This is a genomic window from Microbacterium sp. gxy059, from assembly GCF_050958665.1.
Lineage (GTDB): Bacteria > Actinomycetota > Actinomycetes > Actinomycetales > Microbacteriaceae > Microbacterium.
The window spans coordinates 55914-76580 of record NZ_JAMXWT010000016.1 but is presented as its reverse complement, the minus strand read 5'-3'; the positions used below and the strand labels follow the sequence as shown (position 1 = coordinate 76580).

Below are 20667 nucleotides of genomic sequence, written 5' to 3'. Positions count from 1 at the left end.
GCACATCACGTCTTCGGAACCGGCAGCCGGAACCAGCCGCCTCCACACAACCTAGGAACACCTTCCCCCGGCTGTCGATGGGGAGAAGTCCCCATCGACAGGCGGGGCCTGTTCAGAGGCGGGGGCCGAAGCCCGCGCGGTCGGCGACGATCGCGACGTGGGCCCGGTTCTCGGCGCCGAGCTTCGCGCGCACCTGATCGAGGTGCGTCTTGACCGTCGCGACCGAGAGAAAGAGCCGCTGGGCGATCTCGGGGTTGCTCGCGCCCGCGGCGACGAGCGTCGCCACCTCCCGCTCCCGGTCCGTCAGCCGCGCGAACCGCTCCGCGGCCTCGCGCCTGGCCCCGTCGCCCGCGGCCTCCGCATAGCGGCGCAGCAGCTGAGCCGTCGCGCGGGGCGAGGTGAAGCCGTCGCCGCGCATCACGGCCGCGATCGCCTGCTGCGCCTCGTCGAACACGCGATCCTTCACGAGGAAGCCGAGCGCGCCGGCCTCGACCATGCGGGTGAGGGCCTCCTCCGTGCCGAGGCTCGTCATCGCGATGATGCGGGTCTCCGGCAGGATCCGCAGGATCTCCGCGGTCGCGTCGGGGCCGGACAGCTGCGGCATCCGCACGTCCATGAGCACGACGTCGGGACGGTGACGGCGCGCCTCGTCGACCGCCGCCGCGCCGTCCGCGGCGTCGGCCACGACCTGTCCCGCCCCGCGGCTCCCGATGAGCATCGTCACGCTCTGCCTCACGATGGGGTCGTCGTCGACGACGAGCACGCGCGGGAGGTCTGCGTGTGCGGGGGCGGCGTCGGTCACCCGACGACCCTATCGAGCGGCGAGCGCCTCGGGCGTCAGCGGGGCCCGTCGTCGGGGGCGGCCGGCACCTGCACCCACGGGAACGACACGTCGACGACGTACTCGCCCTCGTGCTCGCCGATCCACGCCGTGCCGCCGAGCAACTCGGCGCGCTCGCGGATGCCGACGACGCCCGCTCCGGATCCGTGCGACGAGACCGCGGCCGCGCCGCGCAGGGGGTTGGTGACCCTCACGCGCACGCCCCGCGTCGGGGAGGCCTCGACGTACGCCGACACGGGGGATCCGGCGGCGTGCTTGAGCGCGTTCGTGAGCGACTCCTGCACGATGCGGTGCACCGTGCTGTCGAGCACGGCGGGCGCCTGCTCGACGCTCTCGACCATGATCATCGCATCGACGGTGGCGCCCGCGGCGCGCGCGGATCGCACGAGCTCGGAGATGCCCCGCATCGACGGCCGGGGCGCCGCGTCGTCGCGCCCCGGCTCGGCGCGCAGCTCGCCGAGGAGGCCCCGCAGGTCGTCGAGCGCGTGATGCGCCTCGTCGCGCAGCGAGCGCGCGACGTCGACCGCCTGCGCGTCTCCCGACGACACGGCCATCTCGACCACGCCGCCCTGCAGCGAGATGACGGACAGTCGGTGCGCGAGCGCGTCGTGGATGTCGCGCGCGATGCGCTCGCGCTCCGTGCGCCGCGCCAGCTCGTCGTCGAGCTGCGCCGCCCGCGACTGCTGGTGATCGGCCCGGCGGCGCTCCGTCTCGCGGGCGCGGCCGGCGCGCGCGATCGCGGTGAGGGCGAAGAGCGCCCCGAGCGACGCGGTCGCGCAGAAGAGGGAGAGCACCATCGGGTCGAGCCCCTCGAAGATGTCGCCCATGCCGTCGCCCCAGCGCGTGACCGCCTCGCGCAGGACGAACAGCCCCACCGCCGCGGTCGCCGCCGCGCCGAGCAGCAGGGCGTCTCGGCGAGAGGCGCGCACCATGACGCGGTGCGCGCCGATGAGCAGGAGGAGGTAGGACGACCCGATGAGGGCGAGCACCCCGCCCGCGATCACCACCGCCCACGGCCGCCGTTCGCGGAAGAAGACCGAGATCCACAGCACGATGCCGATGACGAAGATCAGCGACCCGAATCCCGTAGCCGCCCTGGCGTCGGAGGCGCCGGGCACGCTCGATCCGCCCACCGCCTCGAGCATCAGGCCGATCACGTAGATCGCCGTGCTCCACACGCGCGCCGTCGAGCGGCGCACGCGCGAGGGGCTGCGTGGGGGTTCCGTGGTCACGCTCCGAGCCTACGGACCCCCTCCGACATCCCGATCCCCCGGTCGGTCGGTACGCACCAGCCGATCGGGGGACCCGGATCCAGCCGATCGGAGGACGCCCCGCGAGGCCCCGCGGCGGGACGATCGAACACGTCGTCGCGCCCCTCCGGCACCGGCGGATCCGGACCATCGGGCCCCGCCGCGGCGACCCGTCCCGCAGACCGCGCGCTCCCTCAGGCGCACCGCCCCTCGAGAAACGAAGGCATCATGAGCAACAGCACCCCCACTCCCCCTCCCGCGCCGCACGCCGGCGGCTCGCCGTCTTCGCCGACCGGCCCCGCGCCGCGGGCCGACGCCGAGGCTCCCCGCCAGAGGAACGTCCTCGGATTCGTCGCCCTCGGCGTCGCGGCGCTGGGCTTCCTCCTCGCCGTGATCCCGGGCTTCCTCATCGGCGGATGGGTGCTGCTGCCGATCGGCTTCATCCTCGGCATCGTCGCCGTCTGCCTGCGCGGCAAGGCGAAGTGGCCGGGCGTCGCGGCGATCATCGTGGCTGTCGTCGGCACGATCGCCGGCGTCATCGCGTTCGCGGTCATGACCGCGAACGCCGTCTCCGAGGCGTTCGGCCCGGACGAGGTCTCCGTCGTCGAGCAGGAGGACGCCGAGCAGCCGGCCGACGAGCCGCAGGCGGAGGAGCCCGCGGAAGTGGAGCCGGCCGAGACCTCCGAGGCCGGGACGCGCGAGAACCCGCTGTCCCTCGGCACCGAGGTGCGCGGATCCGACTGGGCGGTGACCGTCAACAGCGTCGAGCTCGACGCGAACAAGGCCATCCGCGCGGAGAACAGCTTCGACGACGGCCCCGGCGAGGGGAAGCAGTACGTCCTCGTGAACATCACCGCGACGTACCTCGGCGAGGGATCCGGGATGCCGGCGGAGGTCGGCGTCGCCTACGTCACGGCCGATGGCACGACGGTGAACTCCTACGACAAGATCGTGATGACACCGGACTCCTTCGACAGCCTGTCGGAGCTCTACACCGACGCGAGCACGACCGGCAACATCGCCTTCGCCGTCCCCTCGGCGACCGCCGCCGACGGCGTCCTGGCCGTGGAGCCCGGCTTCCTCTCGGACAGGGTGTTCTTCGCCGTGCAGTGACCCCTCATGCGGCGCGGGCTCGTTTCTGGTCCGCGCCGCTCGGCGTCCGCTCCTCCGCGTGCGCGACGACGGCGGATCCGCGCGCCGTGCGCGCCGCGTGCGCCCGGCGGATCCCGGCGTCGTCGCGCACCGCACGGGCGCGACGCGCTGCGGACACCCCGCCCCGACATAATGGACGGATGAGCACCGCGCGCGAGATCCCCGGCTGGAAGCACGTCTACTCGGGGAAGGTGCGCGACCTGTACCGCCCCGCGGACGGCGGAGACGAGATGCTCGTCGTCGCCTCCGACCGCGTGAGCGCCTTCGACCACGTGCTCGAGCCCGGGATCCCCGACAAGGGCGAGCTGCTCACCGCTCTCAGCGCGTGGTGGTTCGACCAGCTCGCCGGCGCCGACGGCGGGCCCGCGATCCCCCACCACCTCGCCGGCCGCGAGGCGCCCGCCGAGGTCGCGGGCCGCGCGATGGTCGTGCGGGCCCTCGACATGCTGCCGATCGAATGCGTCGTGCGCGGCTTCCTCACCGGCTCCGGCTGGGCCGAGTACCGCGAGAGCGGCACCGTCTGCGGCATCGTCCTGCCCGAGGGCCTGGAAGACGGCGACCGCCTGCCCGAGCCGATCTACACGCCCGCCTACAAGGCGCCGCTCGGCGAGCACGACGAGAACATCTCCTTCGCCCGCAGCGTCGAGCTCGTCGGCGCAGAACGGGCCGCCGAGCTGCGCGACGCGTCGCTCGCGATCTACCAGCGCGCCGAGGCGATCGCGACCGCAAAGGGGCTCGTGCTCGCCGACACGAAGTTCGAGTTCGGCGTCGACGACGAGGGCGTCCTGCGCCTCGCCGATGAGGTGCTGACGAGCGACTCGTCCCGCTACTGGGACCTCGAGGCGTGGGAGAACGGCGAGACGCCCGCCGAGCGCATGGCGAGCTTCGACAAGCAGATCGTGCGCGACTGGCTTGCCGCGCACTGGGACAGGCAGGGCACCCCGCCCGCTCTCCCCGACGAGATCGTCGAGCGCACCGCCCAGCGCTACCGGGAGCTTCTCGACCGCGTGACCCGCTGACCGCGCCCGAGACGCACAGGGGCGCCGGACCCGCGGATCCGGCGCCCCTGTGCGTGCGGGCTACTCCTCCTCGGAGCCGCCCTCCGGCACGTCGTCCTCGGTGCGCTCACGGCGCCGACGCCGGCTCTCGCCGATCGTGAGCGACGCCTCGCCCGACGCCGTGTGACGGGGGTCCGCCGGCGACGGCGGCTGGATCCGCCCCGGGTGCAGCGTGCGGGCGATGTCCTCCGCCGTGACGGTGCGGGTGATCTCCGCCCCCGCGTCCTCCTCGGTCGCGACCACCGGGATCTGGCCCGTCGCGGTGTCCCACCACTCGATGAGCGCGGGGTCCTCCGTGTCGATCGCGGATCCGGCGCCCTCGTTCGGCGCGACCTCCGCCGCGTCGAACACGAAGTCGTCTCCGTGCTCCTCGATGCCGCGCCTGATGCCCTGCGCGATCGCCGCCTTCGCGAAGGCGCGGCGGATCATGTACGGGTCGTTCCTCAGCTCGCTCGCCCAGGAGATGATCACGCCGATGAGGATGATCGCGAACGGCAGCGCCGTGACGACCATGATCGCCTGCAGCCCGTCGAGCGCGTTCGTGCCGCCCGCGATGAGCAGCACGATCGCCGTCGTGGCCAGCAGCACGCCCCAGGCGACCGTCACCCAGGTGGACGGCTCGGGACGCCCGCGCTGGCTGATGGAGCCCATGACGATCGACGCCGAGTCGGCCGACGTCACGAAGAACAGGATGATCGAGGCCATCGCGACGATGTTGAGGATCATCGCGAGCGGGATGTCGACGCCGCCGATGCTCAGGTGCGTCTGCAGGGCGCTGAACAGCGCGTAGAGCACACCCTGCGCGCCGCCCTCGCCGTATGCGTCGGTGAGGGCGCCGCCCTGCTGCTCGTCGAAGAACATCGACGCGCCGCCCATGATGCCGAACCACGCGACGCTGACGATGCCCGGCACGATGATGACGACCGTGACGAACTCGCGCAGCGTGCGACCGCGGGAGATCTTCGCGATGAACATGCCGACGAAGGGCGTCCACGAGATCCACCACGCCCAGTAGTAGGCCGTCCAGCTCTCGACGAACGCGCCCGCCTCCGGGCCCTGCCCGGCGTTGCGGGAGAGCATCGTCCACAGCTCGTTGAAGAAGTTCGGGATGCTCGCCGGGATCATGTTCAGCAGGAACAGCGTCGGCCCGAGCACGAACACCACGAGCGCGACGAGGCCCGCCATCACCATGTTGATGTTCGACAGCAGGCGGATGCCCTTCTTGACGCCGGACACCGCCGAGGCGACGAAGCCCGCCGTCAGCACCGTGACGATGATGATGAGGCCCGCGTTGCCGATCTGCCCGATGCCAGACACGACCTCGACGCCCGCCGCGACCTGCAGCGTGCCGAGGCCGAGCGTGACCGCCGTGCCGAACAGCGTCACGAGGATCGCGAAGATGTCGATGAGGGATCCGATCCACCCCTCGGTCTTCTCCTTGAAGATCGGGTAGAGGATCGACGAGATGAGGGGCGCGCGGCCGCGCCGGTAGGCGACGTACGCGATCGCGCCGCCGACGAGCGCGTAGAAGCCCCAGGCCATCGGCCCCCAGTGGAGGGTCGACTGCGCGAGCGAGGCCATCATGGCCTCGCGGGAGCCCGGCTCCGCGTCGAGGCCCGGAGGCACGTTCTGGAAGAAGTCGAGCGGCTCCGCCGGCCCCCAGAACAGCAGGCCGATGCCCATGCCCGCCGAGAACAGCATCGCGACCCACGCGGGGGTCGAGAACTCGGGCTTCTCGTCGTCCGCCCCGAGGCGCACGCCGCCCGTGCGCCCGTATCCGAGCACGAACATGAACACGAGCACGAAGATCGCGAGCGCGGAGAACAGCCACGCGAAGTGGTCCATGACCCAGCTGAGGGCGGCGCCGCCGACCGCAAGGATGTTGTCCGGCGCCGCGATGCCCCAGACCACGACGCCGACCGTCGCCAGCCCGGCGATGCCGAGCACGATCCAGTTCGTGCGGAAGTCGCGGGGCGTGTCCTCCACCCCGATGCCCGGGATGAGCGCCGGGTGCATCACCTCGCGCACGAGCTTCTTCACGGGCTCCTTCTTCTCCGGGGGCCCTTCGGGTGTCATATTGTCGACCATCTTCTCTTCCGATTCATCAACGTTCTGCTCTCGGTCAAACGAGCGCAAGATTATCGAGATCCTCCCCGCATCGCGAGCCGCGACCCGACGCGCGGCCGTCTCGCCGCCCGATCCGCGGCCTCCCGCCGGGCCCGGAGGGTGTTCCCTGCGAGACCCGCGTAACGTGGATCCGACCGGCTCTCGCGATCTCCGGTCGACACCTCCGACCCGAGAAGAAGGATCCGCATGTTCGGCTGGACGCTGCACGGCGACGGACGCACCGTCGCACCCGGAAAGGTCGTCGCACCCGGCGAGCGCCTCACCTGGCCCGCCACGATCGCGATGGGCGTGCAGCACGTCGTCGCGATGTTCGGCGCGACGTTCCTCGTGCCCACCCTCACGGGGTTCCCCGTGTCGACGACGCTGCTGTTCTCGGGCCTCGGCACGCTGCTGTTCCTCATCGTCACCGGCAACCGCCTGCCCAGCTACCTGGGCTCGTCGTTCGCCTTCATCGCGCCGATCACCGCGGCCACGGCTCAGGGAGCCATCGGATCCGCCCTCGCGGGCATCATCGCCGTCGGCGTGCTGCTCGCGCTGATCGGCGCCGTCGTCCAGATCGCCGGGCTCGGCTGGGTCGACAGGCTCATGCCCCCGGTCGTCGCCGGCGCGATCGTCGCCCTCATCGGCTTCAACCTCGCGCCGACCGCCTGGGGCAACTTCCAGGCCGACGCGACCGCCGCCACGGTGACGCTCGTCTCGGTGATCCTCTTCGCCGTGCTCTTCCGCGGATTCCTCGGCCGCATCTCGATCTTCCTCGGCGTGATCGTCGGCTTCGTCTACAGCACCGCGACCGGCTACTTCCAGGCAACGAACCCCGCTACCGGGCTTTCGCCCGCCGAGACGATCGCGCAGGCCGCGTGGGTGGGGCTGCCGGAGTTCCACGCGCCCGACTTCGCCTCGCCCCACACCTGGTCGACGATGGCGATGTTCCTGCCCGTCGTGCTCGTGCTCGTCGCCGAGAACGTCGGCCACGTGCGCGGCGTCGCGACGATGACCGACGACAGCGTCAACCGCTACACGGGGCGCGCGCTCATCGCCGACGGCGCGGCGACCGTGCTCGCGGGAGCAGCGGGCGGATCCGGCACCACCACCTACGGCGAGAACATCGGCGTCATGGCAGCGACCCGGGTGTACTCGACGGCCGTGTACTGGGTGGCGGGCCTCTCGGCGATCCTGCTCGCCTTCTCGCCCAAGATCGGCGCCGTGTTCAACTCGATCCCCCCGGGGGTGCTGGGCGGCGTGACCACCGCGCTGTACGGCCTCATCGGGCTCATCGGCATCAAGATCTGGGTCGACAACCACGTCGACTTCTCGCGCCCCGTCAATCAGTACACCGGCGCCGTCGCGCTCGTGCTGGGCATCGCGAACTTCACGATCGTCGCGGGCGACTTCGCGTTCGAGGGCATCGTGGTCGGCACCATCGCCGCCCTCGTGATCTACCACCTGGGCAACCTCATCGCCCGCCTGCGCCGGACGGGCGCCGACGACGGCGGCCCGATCCCCGCCGTCGGCCAGATGGGCGGCGACCCGCAGGAGTGACGTGGCGGGGCGCGGGATCGCGGGTGCGGAACCGCTGGCATCGGAGCGGTCGACGCACGTTCCGCGCCCGCGAGGCGTCTGCCTGGTCGCGGGCGCCCCGCTGCGCGGCGCCTCTGATCCGGGCGCGGATCCATGCGTCCATGGGCACCGAAGCGCTGGCACCCCTGGCCGTAGACGTGCGCTTCGCGCCCGCGAGATGGGTCCGCTGTCGTGCGGGTACCCCGCTGCACGGCACCTCGGATCCGGGCGCGGTCCCGCTCGCGCCCTGCACGGTGATGCTCGTCCTGCGCGGGCGGCGCTCCTCGGGTGCTCGGCGCTCTCGGTGCGCTCGCCCGCCAGACCCGAGCCAGCGCCCGGATCCGAGGCACCGCTCCGCTCTTCCGGGGGCGGAGAAACGCACCTCCGGTTCTGACCGGGAGGTGCGTTTCGCGTACCCGGGGCGCTACCACGCGCCCTGGGTCTCGGAAACGCACCTCCCGAGGCCCAGGCTCCAGCCGTTTCGCATACCCGAAACCGAACAGCCTCTCGGGTCGACGAAATGCACCTCAGGAGGCACCGGATCCAGCCATTTCGCGAACTTAGAGGAGGACCGCGCACCCCGAAAGTCGCGGAAACGCACCACGGATCCACGTGTGAGGCGCGTTTCGCATACCCGAACGAGGACGCCCCGTCCGAATCGACGAAACGCACCTCACGGGGCACAGGAACCAGCCGTTTCGCGTACCCGGAGGGGGCCCACTCGCCCCACGTCGCGGAAACGCACCTTGGTGGGCGCGGGATCCAGCCATTCCGCGCACATAGAACGTTTCCGGGTCGCGGAAACACACCACGGATCCACGTGCGAGGTGCGTTTCGCATACCCGAACGAGGACGCCCCGTCCGGATCGACGAAACGCACCTCAGGAGGCACCGGATCCAGCAATTTCGCGCACCTGGAGCAAGGCCGCGCACCCCGAGTCGCGGAAACGCACCTCGGCAGGCGCGGGATCCAGCCATGTCGCGCACGCGAGCGAGTACGTCTGAGCCCACGTCGAGGGAACGCACATCCGCGGACCTGGATGGAGCCGTTTCTCGTACCCGGGTGGGATGCGCACTCTCCGGATCACCGAAACGCACCCCGCCGAGCGCCTGATCCGTCCGTTTCTCCTACTCCGCGTGGATCCGCCCGACCCGAAACACCGAGCAGCACGCCACGATCCGACGGCCGGGCCCAGGTCTGTGCGCTCGCGGCGATCAGGAAGCGGATCGCACAGGCTCGCCTGCGCGAACGTGGACATGCAGGTGCTTCGAGTCCTGGTAGTCCCCGAGATTGGTCAGGACGCTCGCCTGTCCGTGCTCCGCCACGACGTCCGCCGCGGCGGACTGCACGACGTCGAGCAGCCGGGTAGCGATGTGCACATCGCCGAGGGTCAGCAGCGACTCGACGTGGATCTTCGGGACGACGACGAGATGCACCGGCCAGAACGGACGCGTGTGGTGGAACGCGAGCACGTCGTCGTCCTCGAACACCACCGACAGCGGTTCCCGCCGAGGGATCGCCACATCGCAGGAGAAGTCGTCGCCCGAGTAGCGCGCCACCCGCACGGTCATCGTCGCCATCGACCCCGCCGCGAGATGCGTCTCTATACGGCGCAACCACGCGACCGGAGGGCGCGGCGCACGCGATCCACGAGCTCCGCGGGGCGCGCGAGGAGCTCCTTGGTGACCTCGATCACGATCCAGCCCTCTGCGCGCAGCCGCGCGATGCGCTCGACGTCCACGGCGTACTGCGATGCGTGCAGCTCGCCCTGGTACTCGATCGCGATTCTCGCCTCCGGGTAGCTGAGGTCGACGCAGCCGAGGAACTCTCCGCGACTGCTCCAGATGTCCTGGTTGAGTTCGGGCTCAGGCAGCCCCGCCTGCACGAGAGCGCAGCGCGTCGCCGACTCGCGCGGCGACCACGAATCGGTGCGCACGAGGGCGAGCGCTTCGCGCAGTCGAGGCGCTCCCGGCCGGCGCCCCGCGGCGAGCGCGGTCGCGAGCTGATCCGGTGCGGTGAGCGGCTGTCGGCCGACATCCGGCCGCCCGTGTCCCGCGCGCCAGACACGGCAGAAGAAGTCTCCGAGTGCGACGAGATCGGCGACCGCGAGACGCCGCCCGAGCATGGCCCAGGTCGCGGCCGGCGACGAGACGGGGAGGCCGTCGTGCGTGCGGATCGAGGTCATCTCGGGGCGGACCCGGTGCGCCACGACGCCCTGTCGTCGCGGCAGGCTGCGGTCGCCGGCCACGCTGACATGCACCCTCTCGTCGCGGAGCGGAACGGGGGCGCCCCAGATGAGGGCGGCGGTCTCGTGGCTGAAGAACTGGTCCTCGCGAAGCATCGACGCGAACGCGCGTGCCCGCTCGAGGATCCGCTGGCGACGCTCCTCCAACGGGTGGAGGCTCTCGTCGGCTTCCGTCGACACGGATCGGATCCCGTGGAACGGCCGCTCGAGATCGGGTCCGCGCAGCCGCCCGCGCCCGACGCCGGCCGCGAGCGCGTCGGCGACGCGGAAGCTCGCGCCGAGTCGTTTGGGAAGGGGCTGTGTCCGTGCCATCCCCACACGGTGCCAGCATCGTCGAGACGGCGGCGGGGTTATCCACAGGCACGGCTCCGCGCGAGGGGTCCTCCGAGTCGCAGAAACGCACCCCGGACAGGTCGGCATCCAGCCGTTTCGCCTCCCCAGAAGTGGCGGATCCGCTCCGAGTCGCAGAAGTGCACGCCGCGACGCTGCGGATCCCACCGTTTCGCAGACTCGGACCGTGACCGTTCATCCACATCGTCGAGGTGCACAGTGGCGGCGCAGACCCCTCCGATGCGCATACGCGAACGTCGTGCTCCGCGCTCAGATCGCAGAAGCGCACCGTGGAATCTGCCGTTTCACGGATTCGATGCGGTGAGCCCGCGCCGAAGGGCGGAGACGCACGTCGGCGGGCGACGGATCCAACCGCCTCCTGCGCTCGGAACGATGCCTCTGCCACGGTGCAGAAGCTCATCGTGTCCGGCCCGGATCCATCGCTGTCACGCACTCTGAGCGATGGCACTCGGGCCCCGTCGCAGAAGGAAGCGCGAAAGGAACTCGGATCCCGCCGATCGACGGACCTGGGGCGGCGTTCCGTCCGCGTCACCGGAGCGCACCCTGGGGCTGCAGGTCCCGCCACTTCGCGAACCCGGAACAGCGCCGTCCACCCTGCGTCGCAGAAGGGCACGCCGAGAGAGCGCAGAGCCGACCGTTACGCCAACTCGAGCGACGAACGTTCGTCCACGTCACCGAAAAGCACCATGCCCGCCATTTCGCATACCCGAGGGGGACGGATCCGCCCCGAAGCGCAGAAACGCACGCCGAGGCGCCACGGATCCAGCCGTTTCGCGTATCCGGAGGGGCCACTCGCCCCGGGTCGCGGAAACGCACCTCACGGGGCACAGGATCCAGCCGAATCGCGAGCTCGACGCCCCGTCGTCTCAGAGGGTGTCGTCGCCCGCGACGATGTCGAGGCTGTACATCTGCGTGCCGGGGGCGTCGGGGGCGTGGGCCTCGGTGGCCGCGTGGATCTCGGCGTGGATGCGCTCCATCAGCGCCTCGAACTCCTCGCCCGTGAGCTTCACGTAGGACTGCGTGAAGGTGCCATGCATGCCGCTGGCCCGGCCGGACACGAACCCCGGGGCCCACGCCGCCACGCGCCTCACGAGCGCCATGTGCTCGTCGACCAGTGCCCGCATGACCGCGCCGCCGAGCGCCTCGTCGGCGACGGGCCGGTCGGCGTCGCCGAGCGTCAGCGCCCCCTTCGTCGCGGTCCAGACGCGGTCGCGGCGGTCGCGCGCCTGTTCGGGCGCCTCGACGATGAGCCCCGCGTCGGCCAGCACCCGCAGGTGGAAGCTGATCTTGTTGGCGGGCTCCCCCAGCTCCGCCGAGGCGTCGGCGGCGCGCACGTGCTCCCGGCGGCGCAGGAGGCGCAGGAGCTCCTGACGCAGCGGATGCGCGAGCGCCTTCAGCATCTCCGCGGTCATCCATCGCGGCTCGTCGCGCTCCGCGCGGCTCTGCGGGCCGGAAGCGGCCGGCGTGGGCTCGTCGGACATGGCGCGAGTCTACCCGCAGGAAACGTTGCGCAGATTTACTTGCGCAATTCTTGTTGCGCTTCTATCGTGATCCCATGACCGCGTCGACTCCCTCCCTCTGGGCCAACCATCGCTACGTCGCCTGGCTCCCGAGCGATACGAGCAAGGAGCTCGCGCAGGCCCTCTTCGGCTTCGCGATCCCGCTGCTCGCGCTGATGGTCACCGACGGTCCCGCGCAGGCCGGCGTCATCGGCGCGATCGGCATGACCACCCGGGTCGCGCTCACCCTCTACGGCGGAGTGCTCGCCGATCGCCACCGCCGGATCCTGCTCATGGTGACGGGAGGCGTCGTCGGCGTCGTGCTGGCCGCCGCCTTCACGCTCCTCGCCGTGGGCGACGCGCTCACGTTCGCGTCGCTGCTCGTCGTCGACGTGCTGCTCGCCGCGCGCTCGGGGCTGTTCGACGTGGCCGGCGAGGCCGCCCTCAAGGAGATCGTCGCGCCGGAGACGATGGGCAGGGCGCAGGCGGCGAACCAGGCGCGCAGCGCCGCCCTGCAGCTCGCGGGCGGTCCGCTCGGAGGCGCGCTCCTCGTGGCGGGAGGGTGGCTCGTCGCGGCCGTCATGACCGTCGCCCACGCCCTCGCCGCCGCGACCGCTGCGCTCATCCCCCGGCTGCGCGGCCCGCGGATCCCGGAGGATCCCGCCCCGACGCCCGCCGACCCTCGCCGGAACGCGCTGCGAGAGATGCGCGAGGGGGTCGCCTGGCTGTTCTCGCGACCCGACCTGCGCGGCGTGCTGCTCGTGACCACGCTCGTCAACCTCGGCATCAACTCCGCGGTCACGACCGTGATCTACGCCCTCCAGCAGGAGGGCCGCTCCCCCGCCGTGATCGGCTGGATCGGCGCCGCTGTGGGGGCCGGGATGCTGCTCGGAGCGCTCGTCGCCGGGGTGCTCGTCTCGCGCGTGCCAACGGGGATCCTCACGGTCGCGGGTCTCGGGATGCTCGCGCTCGGGTCGGCGGCGGTGACGCTCACGACCGCCCCGTGGGCGATCGCGCTGCTGCTGATCGTGCCGGCGCTCCTCGTGCCCGCCGTCAACGCCGGCCTCGGCGGCTACTTCATGGTCGCGACGCCCAGCGCCCTGCTCGGCCGGGCCAACAGCGCCACGTCGGTCTTCGCGATGGGCGCGATGCCGCTCGCTCCGCTCATCGCCGGGTTCGGGCTCGCGTGGATCGGCCGCACCGGCACGATCCTCATCGCGGCCGGGATCTGCGCGGCGGCCGCCCTCCTCGCCGTCGGCACGCGCGGCCTGAGGGCGCTCCCCTCCGAGCCGGGGTGGTCGACTCATGCGACCCTGTACGCCGACCGGATCGCGGCCGAGCCGCGGCCCTGACGCGCCGCCTCCCTCGGCGCGATGCGTCCGCCGCCAGACCTCAGGGGCGCGAAAGGCACGCCCCCGCCCGCGCCGCCGGGTGCGATCCTGCGCCCCGGATGCCGCCGCAGGCTCCGAGTACGCAGAACGCACCGATCCAGCCCACCCTGGGGTGCGATTCCGCGATTTGAACGGCGCCACACGCGCCCGAGTAGGCGGAAGGCACGGATCCATCCCGCACCCGGGTGCGACTCTGCGACCCGAACACCCCGGCCCGCGCCCCAGGTGTGCGAAACGCAGCGACCCCCTCGGGTGCGATCCCGCGACCTGCACCCAGGCCAAGCCTTTCAGGTATGCGAAAGGCACGGATCCGCCCCAACCCCAGCTGCAACTCTGCGACCCGCAGCATCCCACCCCGCACTCGGGTGCGATTCGTCGCCTCGGGCGCCGTCGTCCGCGCCCGAGTGTGCGACCCGCAGCATCCCGCCCCGCACTCGAGTGCGCTTCCGCGATTTGAACGCCGCCACACGCGCCCGAGCAAGCGGAAGGCACGGATCCGACCCGCCCCGCCCCCTCCACGTGCGCTTCCGCGACCTGCGCGGGCGAGGCCCCTTTGAGTCTGTCTAACGCACCTGATCGAGGCGGTTCGCGGTGCGAATCCGCGACCCGAGCCCAGGCCGAGCCTTTCGGGTAGGCGAAACGCACCGATCCGCCCCACACCCAGGTGCGAATCCGCGGCCCGGGCGCCGTCATCGGACCCCGGGGTGTGCGAAACGCGCGGATCCCTCGCGCCGCCAGGTGCGATTCCGCAACCCGGGCGCCACCATCCGCCCCTGAGCACGCCACGCGCACGGAACCCGGCGACGCCGCTCCGGTGCCCGGAGCCGATCCGCTCAGAGCGGCCCGAAGACCTCGCCAGGCGGGCGGTCCAGTTCGAGGGTCTCGAGCACCTGACCCAGGGCGCGCTCCTCGTACCGGAAGTGCGACTCCATGATCGCGCCGATCCCCTCGAGATGGACGCGCAGCCGCTCGGGCGAGCCGCCCTCGTCCACAGCGCTCCGGAGCCCGTCGAGCAGATGCCCGATCATCGAATGGTCCTGTTCGAGCAGGCGGATCGTCTCGCCGAGCTCCGGGTGCGCTGCCGCGATCGCGGGGAACAGCGTGCGGTCCTCCCCCACGTGGTGCGCCGACAGCGCGGCGCAGAACCCGTGGCAGAACAGCAGCAGATCCCGCGATGCCCGCTGCGCGGCCCCGTCGCCAGCCGCGTCCTCCGCGACGCGGATCGCGCGACGCAGGCGCGCGTGCACCGCAGTCAGCTCTCGCGCCCAGGCGATCAGCCGGGTCGTCTCGCCCTCACTCACGAGCGGAGGGCGAAGGGGACGATGCGCGCATCGTCTTCTCCTTCTCGTCCGGCGCCTCCATGACCCGCCTGATGAGGGGGCGACACGCGACGCGGCCGCCCACGCTACCAGGCCGCGCCCTCCCGCGGATCCCCTACGCCGACTCGCGGATCACGAGCTCCGTCGGCAGGATCGTCGCACGGGTCGGCTCCTCGCCCCGCAGGCGGGCGAGCAGCACCCCGGTCATCGCCTCCCCCTGGTCGCGCGACGGCTGCCGCACGGTCGTGAGCTCGGGGCGCATGCTCGTGGCGACGGGCGAGTCGTCGAAGCCGATCACCGCGACGTCGTCCGGCACGCGCAGGCCGTGCTCGCGCAGCACGCCGATGGCGCCGCGCGCCATGAGGTCGCTCGCCACGAACAGCGCCTCGGGGACGTCACCCGCCTCGACGAGGCGCCGCGCCGCGTCCGCGCCGCTCTGCAGCGAGAAGTCGCCCTCCTCGATCGGCCCCTCCGTGAGCCCCGCCTCGGCGAGCGCGGCGCGGAACCCCTCGAGGCGGTCGACGCCGGCGGGCATGTCGAGGGGGCCCGAGATCGTGCCGATGCGGCGCGCGCCGCGCGAGACGAGGTGCTGCGTGGCGACGCGGCCGCCGGCGACGTTGTCGACGTCGACGTAGAAGTCGTCGTCTCCCACGACGAGCGGCCGCCCGCCGAACACCACGGGCACGGCGCGCGCGATGCGGTCGATGTAGGTGTCGCTCAGGTGGTGCGACACGATGATCGCCCCGTCGACGCCGCCCGCCTCCAGGTACGACGTCGCCTTCGACCCGGGATCGTCGGAGGCGATGATGAGGTTGAGGATGTGGTCGCTGTCGGCGAGGCCGGCGCTGATCCCGGCGACGATCGCGGCGAAGAACGGATCCCCGAACACGCGGCTCGTGTCCTCCGGCACGACCAGGGCGATCGCGCGGGTCTGCTTCGAGGCGAGGGTGCGCGCCGCGCGGTTCGGCACGTATCTCAGCTCCGCGATCGCGCGGCGCACCGCCTCGAGCGCCTCGGGGCTCACCCGGTCGCCCCCGTTGACGACGCGCGACACGGTCGACCGGGAGACGCCCGCGCGGCGAGCCACCTGTTCGATCGTGACGTTCGCGTCGCTCATCTTCTCCTCCGTCAGAGTCAATATGCCACGGCTGGCATATCCACCGCGCGCGCCGCGACGATGCGGGCGTACTCCCGCCCGCTCGCCTTCACCGTGCGCTCCTGCGTCTCATAGTCGACGTGGACGATGCCGAAGCGCTTGTCGTATCCCCACGCCCACTCGTAGTTGTCGAGCAGCGACCAGTAGAAGTAGCCGCGCACGTCGACCCCGCGGCCTGCGGCCACGGCGACGGCGGCCACGTGGGCGCGCACGTACGCGGTGCGCTCGGGGTCGTCGACCTCGCCGTCCACGACCCGGTCGTCGTAGGCGGCGCCGTTCTCCGTGACGTACAGCGGCACGCCGGGCACGTCCCTCGCGACGCGCTCGAGCAGGCGGGTGAGGCCGTCCGGCTGCACCTCCCACCCCATCGACGTGCGCGGGAGCCCCCGCTCGCGCCAGTGGATCCCCTCGTGCGACGGGAACGGAGACCGGGTGGGGCGGCTCGTCGGCGCCTCGCCGCCGGCGGGCGGCTCGTCTGCCGGAGAGCCCGCGACGAGCTCGCCGTGGTAGTAGTTCACGCCGAGGAAGTCGAGCGGCTGCGCGATCGTCGCGAGGTCGCCCTCCCGCACGGCGCTCTCGAACGCGCCGACCGCGTCCGCGTCGACCCGGCGGATGTCCTCCACGACGTCGTCGGGGTAGGAGCCCTGACGCAGCGGATCGAGGAACCACCGGTTGAACTGCCCGTCGATGCGGCGCGCGGCGTCGCGGTCGGCGGGGTCCGTCGGGTCCGCCGCGTCGGCGACCGTGAGGTTGAGCGTGATGCCCACCTCGAGCCCCGGGGCGGCGCGGCGCAGCTCCTCGGCCGTGCGCCCGTGGGCCAGCAGCAGGTGGTGCGAGGCGAGCAGCCCGTCGCGCGCGCTCTGGCGCCCCGGTGCGTGCGCCCCCGCCGTGTACGAGAGGAACGACGAGCACCAGGGCTCGTTGAGCGTCGTCCAGGTGCGCACCCGGTCGCCGAGCGCGCCGTGCACGTCGAGCGCGTACTCGACGAACCGGTCGACGGTGTCGCGGCTCGTCCACCCGCCGCGCTCCTCGAGCACCTGCGGCATGTCCCAGTGGTAGAGCGTGGGCCAGGGCAGGATGTCGGCCTCGAGCAGCTCGTCGACGAGCCGCGAGTAGAAGTCGAGGCCCGCGGGGTTGACGGGCCCGCCGTCCGGGCGCACGCGCGACCAGGACGTCGAGAACCGGTACACCTGGATCCCGAGGTCCTTCATGAGCGCGACGTCGTCGCGGTACCGGTGGTAGTGGTCGCAGGCGACCTCGCCGTCGTGCTGTCCGAGGACCGCTCCGGGGATGCGCGCGAACGCGTCCCAGATGCTGTCTGTGCGGCCGTCCTCGCGGGCGGCGCCCTCGATCTGGTAGGCGGCCGTAGCGGCGCCGAAGAGGAAGCGGTCGGGGAAGGTGCGGGTCATGGTCATCCCTTCACGGCGCCGGCCATGATGCCGCTGACCAGCTGCCGCCCGGCCGCCGCGAAGAGCAGCAGGAGAGGGAGCGTGGCCAGCACGACGCCGGCGAGCACGATCGAGTAGTCGACGAAGTGGTTGGACTGGAGGAGCGAGAGGGCGACGGGCAGCGTCGGGTTCTGCCTGTCGAGCACGATGAACGGCCAGAAGAAGTTGTTCCACGCCGTGACGAAGGTGAACAGGAACAGCATCGCGGCCGCCGGGCGAGCGGCCGTCAGCCCCACGGTCCAGAAGGTGCGGAACATGCTCGCCCCGTCGACGCGCGCCGCCTCGATGAGCTCGTCCGGCACCGCCTGGCGCAGGAACTGGGTCATCCAGAACACCCCGAAGGCGCTGGTGAGCGCCGGCACGATGATCGCCCCGACCTTCCCCGTCCAGCCGATCTCGCTGAACAGCATGTAGAGCGGCACGACGCCGAGCTGCTGCGGCACGGCCATCGTGGCGACGACGAACGCGAGCAGCGCCCTGCCGCCGGGGAAGCGCAGCTTCGCGAACGCCCACCCGGCGAGCGTCGAGAACGCGACGACGCTCACGGCGATCACCGTCGAGCTCCACACGCTGTTCCACAGCGCCCGCCAGAAGTTGACGGCCGGGTCGCTCACCACGGCCACCGCGTTGTCGATGAAGTTGCCGCCCGGGATCCAGGATCGCCCGGGGTCGCGCAGAGTCGACGCGTCGCCGGATCCGATGAGGAACGAGAAGTACAGCGGGAACAGGCTCGCGATGAGCACGACGCCGAGCCCGGCGTACACCCAGAAGCCGGGGCGGGATCCGCGGATCCGCACGGTGCGTCCCTTCCGGTCGGTCGGCGCGACGAGGGTGGTCGTCGCGATGCCGCCGGCCTGGGTGCCCCTGTCGAGGTCGGTCATCGCGCACGCTCCTTCCGCGCCCGCCGCGCGAGCGCTCTCTTCTCGGCGCGGGTCAGCGCGGGGCCGCGCCCGCCCTCGTCGCGCACGAGCCGCTGCGTGACGAGCAGGTTGATCAGCCCGATCGCGAGGATGATGAGGAACAGCAGCCACGCCATCGCCGCGGCGCGGCCGAAGTTCCACTCGCCCCAGCCGATGTCGTACAGGTAGAGGGTGATCGTGAGCCACTGGCCGGCGGATCCGCCCCGCCCGACCTGATCGAACATGCGCGGCTCGTCGAAGATCTGCAGCCCGCCGATCGTCGAGGTGATGATGACGAAGATCAGCGTGGGCTTCAGCGACGGCAGCGTGATGCTCAGGAACTGCCGGAAGGTGCCCGCGCCGTCGACGGTCGCCGCCTCGTAGTAGTCGCGCGGGATCGCCTGCATCGCGGCCAGGAGGATGAGGGCGTTGTAGCCGGTCCACCGGTAGTTGACCATCGTCGCGATCGCGACGTGGCTCCAGAACGGCTCGACGTGCCACGGGATCGCGCCGATGCCGATGGCGCTGAGCCACGCGTTGATCTGCCCCGACTGGTCGGCGAACAGCGCGTTGAAGATGAGGCCGACCGCGACGGGCGCGACGACGTACGGCAGCAGCGCGCTCATACGCCAGAACGTGCGGGCGCGGATGTGCTTGTCGAGCATCACCGCGATGAAGAGGGCGAGGGCGAGCTGCGGCACGCTCGACAGCAGGAAGATGCTGAAGGTGTTGCGCAGCGCGATCCAGAACTTGTCCTGCCCAAGGATCCACAGGTACTGGTCGAAGCCGACGAACTCGCCCGTGCGGCGGATCTGGTCCCAGTCCATGAAGGAGATGACGGCCGTGTAGACGATGGGGAAGAGCCCCACGACCGCGAACATCAGGAAGAACGGCGAGATGTAGAGGTACGGGGACAGGCGCAGATCCCAACGGCTGAGGCGCTGCGAGAACGACAGCACGCGCACGGGCCGATCGGGCCCGTCGGGGCGGGGAGGGGGCGACGCGGCGCGCGCCGCCCCCGTGGTCACGGTCGCCATGTCAGAGCGATCCCACCTCGTTCGCCCAGGTGCTCCAGCTCTCCTCCGCCGACTCGACGCCGTCGAACACGCGCGTCACGGCGTTGTTCAGGGCGTCGTGGATCGGGAAGTACTTCGGCCCCTTGAACGGCTCCGCCGTCACGGCCTCGGCGCGGGAGATGCCGATCTCTCCCGTCGGGGCGTCGTCGAAGTAGGGGTTCGCGAACCCGGTGAGCTCCTCGCTCTCGTAGGCCTCGGGCTGGCTGGGGAAGGTGCCGGCGTTCTCGAAGGCCTGCAGCTGCGTCTCGGGCGAGGTGAGCCAGTCGGCCAGCTCCTGCGCGGCCTCGACGTTGTCGCCGTTGGCGGGGACGACGAGGTACGAGCCGCCCCAGTTGCTGCCGCCGCCGGGGTAGGCGTCCGCGACGTCCCATCCGTCGATGTCGGGCGCCTCGCCCTGGATGACGCCGTGCATCCACGGCGGGCAGAGCATCGCGGCGAACTCGCCGCCGGTCATGGCGGCGTACCAGTCCTCGGACCACTGACCGGCGAAGGCCGAGATGGGCAGCGCCCGCTCGACGACGGTGTCGTAGATGTCGCGCACCACGGGGTTCTCCGTGGCGATGACGGTGCCGTCCTCCTCCTCGTAGATCGTCTCCTCCTGGTTCATGAGGCCCTGCAGCACCGAGTTGGCCGAGTCGAGGAAGGGCTGGCCGGTCTTCTCGACGTACTGCTCGCCGGTCTCGAAGAAGGAGTCCCAGGTGGAGAAGAGCTCGGCGACCTCCTCGCGGTCGGACGGCAGGCCCGCCTCCTGGAACAGGTCGGCGCGGTAGCAGACGCCCTGCGGGCCGATGTCGGTGCCGTAGGCGACGAGGTTCCCGTCCGCGTCCGTCGCGGCGGCCTCCTTCCAGTCGAGCCAGCGGCCCTTCAGGTCGTCGGGTACGGGGGCGAGCATGTCGGAGTACTGCATCATCTCGGCGAACCAGTCGACCTCGACCGCCTCGATGTCGGCGAGCCCGGTGTTGCCGAGCTTCTGGAAGAAGTTGGTCCGCGCGTCGTTCGACGTGGCGGCCTGGTTGTGCACGATCGTCACGCCGTGCTCGTCCTCGTACTGCTGCAGCAGCTCGTCGGTGTAGCCGAAGTCGTTGAAGGTCGCGATCGTGATCTCGGTCGATCCGCCCTCGGCGGCGTCGGATCCGCCGGAGCAGCCCGCGACGACGAGGGCGCTCGAGGCGGTCGCGGCCGTGACGGCGACGGCCCTGCGGAGAAGTCGGGTGTTCACTGTGTCCACTCCTTTGTGTCGGACAGCTGAGGGGTCGGGAGGCGTGGGCGCGCCCCCACGTCTCGTGAGGAAGAGTAT

At 71.5% G+C, this 20667-nt stretch carries 16 protein-coding genes; 4 read left to right on the top strand and 12 right to left on the bottom strand.

Going from position 1 to position 20667, the window contains the following annotated elements:
- Window positions 1-112: 112 nt before the first annotated feature.
- Window positions 113-802 (bottom strand): response regulator transcription factor, encoded by a 690-nt coding sequence (locus NHL53_RS10390; protein WP_433776796.1) that lies wholly within the window; start codon window positions 800-802, stop codon window positions 113-115.
- Between the two features lie 35 nt (window positions 803-837).
- On the bottom strand, window positions 838-2073 hold the full coding sequence (locus tag NHL53_RS10385) for a sensor histidine kinase (RefSeq protein WP_433776795.1): 1236 nt from the start codon (window positions 2071-2073) through the stop codon (window positions 838-840).
- Window positions 2074-2319: 246 nt separating this feature from the next.
- On the opposite strand from NHL53_RS10385, the gene NHL53_RS10380 reads away from it, so the two are divergent.
- Both NHL53_RS10380 and NHL53_RS10375 read left to right on the top strand, forming a co-directional pair.
- Complete coding sequence (locus NHL53_RS10380; RefSeq protein WP_433776794.1) at window positions 2320-3204, top strand: hypothetical protein; 885 nt, start codon at window positions 2320-2322, stop codon at window positions 3202-3204.
- A 179-nt stretch (window positions 3205-3383) separates the two neighbouring features.
- A complete protein-coding gene (locus NHL53_RS10375) occupies window positions 3384-4262 on the top strand; it encodes a phosphoribosylaminoimidazolesuccinocarboxamide synthase (protein ID WP_433776793.1) in 879 nt (292 codons plus the stop codon).
- A gap of 60 nt (window positions 4263-4322) precedes the next feature.
- Here NHL53_RS10375 and NHL53_RS10370 read toward each other — a convergent pair whose 3' ends face one another.
- Window positions 4323-6377: a BCCT family transporter gene (locus tag NHL53_RS10370; protein WP_433776792.1), complete on the bottom strand. Its 2055-nt coding sequence runs from the start codon at window positions 6375-6377 to the stop codon at window positions 4323-4325.
- Window positions 6378-6614: 237 nt separating this feature from the next.
- Between NHL53_RS10370 and NHL53_RS10365 the strand changes: the two genes are divergently transcribed.
- Window positions 6615-7967 (top strand): uracil-xanthine permease family protein, encoded by a 1353-nt coding sequence (locus NHL53_RS10365; RefSeq protein ID WP_433776791.1) that lies wholly within the window; start codon window positions 6615-6617, stop codon window positions 7965-7967.
- A 1233-nt stretch (window positions 7968-9200) separates the two neighbouring features.
- On the opposite strand, the gene NHL53_RS10360 is transcribed toward NHL53_RS10365, so the two are convergent.
- From NHL53_RS10360 to NHL53_RS10350, 3 genes are all read right to left on the bottom strand, one after another.
- Window positions 9201-9566: an HIT domain-containing protein gene (locus NHL53_RS10360; RefSeq protein ID WP_433776790.1), complete on the bottom strand. Its 366-nt coding sequence runs from the start codon at window positions 9564-9566 to the stop codon at window positions 9201-9203.
- A gap of 23 nt (window positions 9567-9589) precedes the next feature.
- Window positions 9590-10543 (bottom strand): endonuclease domain-containing protein, encoded by a 954-nt coding sequence (locus NHL53_RS10355; protein WP_433776789.1) that lies wholly within the window; start codon window positions 10541-10543, stop codon window positions 9590-9592.
- 905 nt (window positions 10544-11448) lie between these two features.
- A complete protein-coding gene (locus NHL53_RS10350) occupies window positions 11449-12063 on the bottom strand; it encodes a helix-turn-helix domain-containing protein (protein ID WP_433776788.1) in 615 nt (204 codons plus the stop codon).
- Between the two features lie 74 nt (window positions 12064-12137).
- Here NHL53_RS10350 and NHL53_RS10345 point away from each other — a divergent pair, with 74 nt between their 5' ends.
- Window positions 12138-13433, top strand: coding sequence for an MFS transporter (locus NHL53_RS10345; protein WP_433776787.1), 1296 nt, complete (start codon window positions 12138-12140; stop codon window positions 13431-13433).
- An 872-nt stretch (window positions 13434-14305) separates the two neighbouring features.
- Here NHL53_RS10345 and NHL53_RS10340 read toward each other — a convergent pair.
- From NHL53_RS10340 to NHL53_RS10315, 6 genes are all read right to left on the bottom strand, one after another.
- Complete coding sequence (locus tag NHL53_RS10340) at window positions 14306-14773, bottom strand: hemerythrin domain-containing protein (protein WP_433776786.1); 468 nt, start codon at window positions 14771-14773, stop codon at window positions 14306-14308.
- Window positions 14774-14906: 133 nt separating this feature from the next.
- Window positions 14907-15908, bottom strand: a complete 1002-nt coding sequence (locus NHL53_RS10335) for a LacI family DNA-binding transcriptional regulator (RefSeq protein WP_433776785.1) — start codon at window positions 15906-15908, stop codon at window positions 14907-14909.
- A 17-nt stretch (window positions 15909-15925) separates the two neighbouring features.
- Complete coding sequence (locus NHL53_RS10330; protein ID WP_433776784.1) at window positions 15926-17356, bottom strand: GH1 family beta-glucosidase; 1431 nt, start codon at window positions 17354-17356, stop codon at window positions 15926-15928.
- A 2-nt stretch (window positions 17357-17358) separates the two neighbouring features.
- A complete protein-coding gene (locus NHL53_RS10325; RefSeq protein WP_433776783.1) occupies window positions 17359-18276 on the bottom strand; it encodes a carbohydrate ABC transporter permease in 918 nt (305 codons plus the stop codon).
- The gene (locus tag NHL53_RS10320) at window positions 18273-19331 is read right to left on the bottom strand and encodes a carbohydrate ABC transporter permease (protein WP_433776782.1); all 1059 of its coding nucleotides are present in this window, start codon (window positions 19329-19331) and stop codon (window positions 18273-18275) included. Before NHL53_RS10320 ends, NHL53_RS10325 begins: the two co-directional genes overlap by 4 nt.
- Window position 19332: 1 nt before the next feature.
- Entirely contained in the window at window positions 19333-20589 is a 1257-nt protein-coding gene (locus NHL53_RS10315) for an extracellular solute-binding protein (protein ID WP_433776781.1), read from the bottom strand.
- Window positions 20590-20667 lie beyond the last annotated feature (78 nt).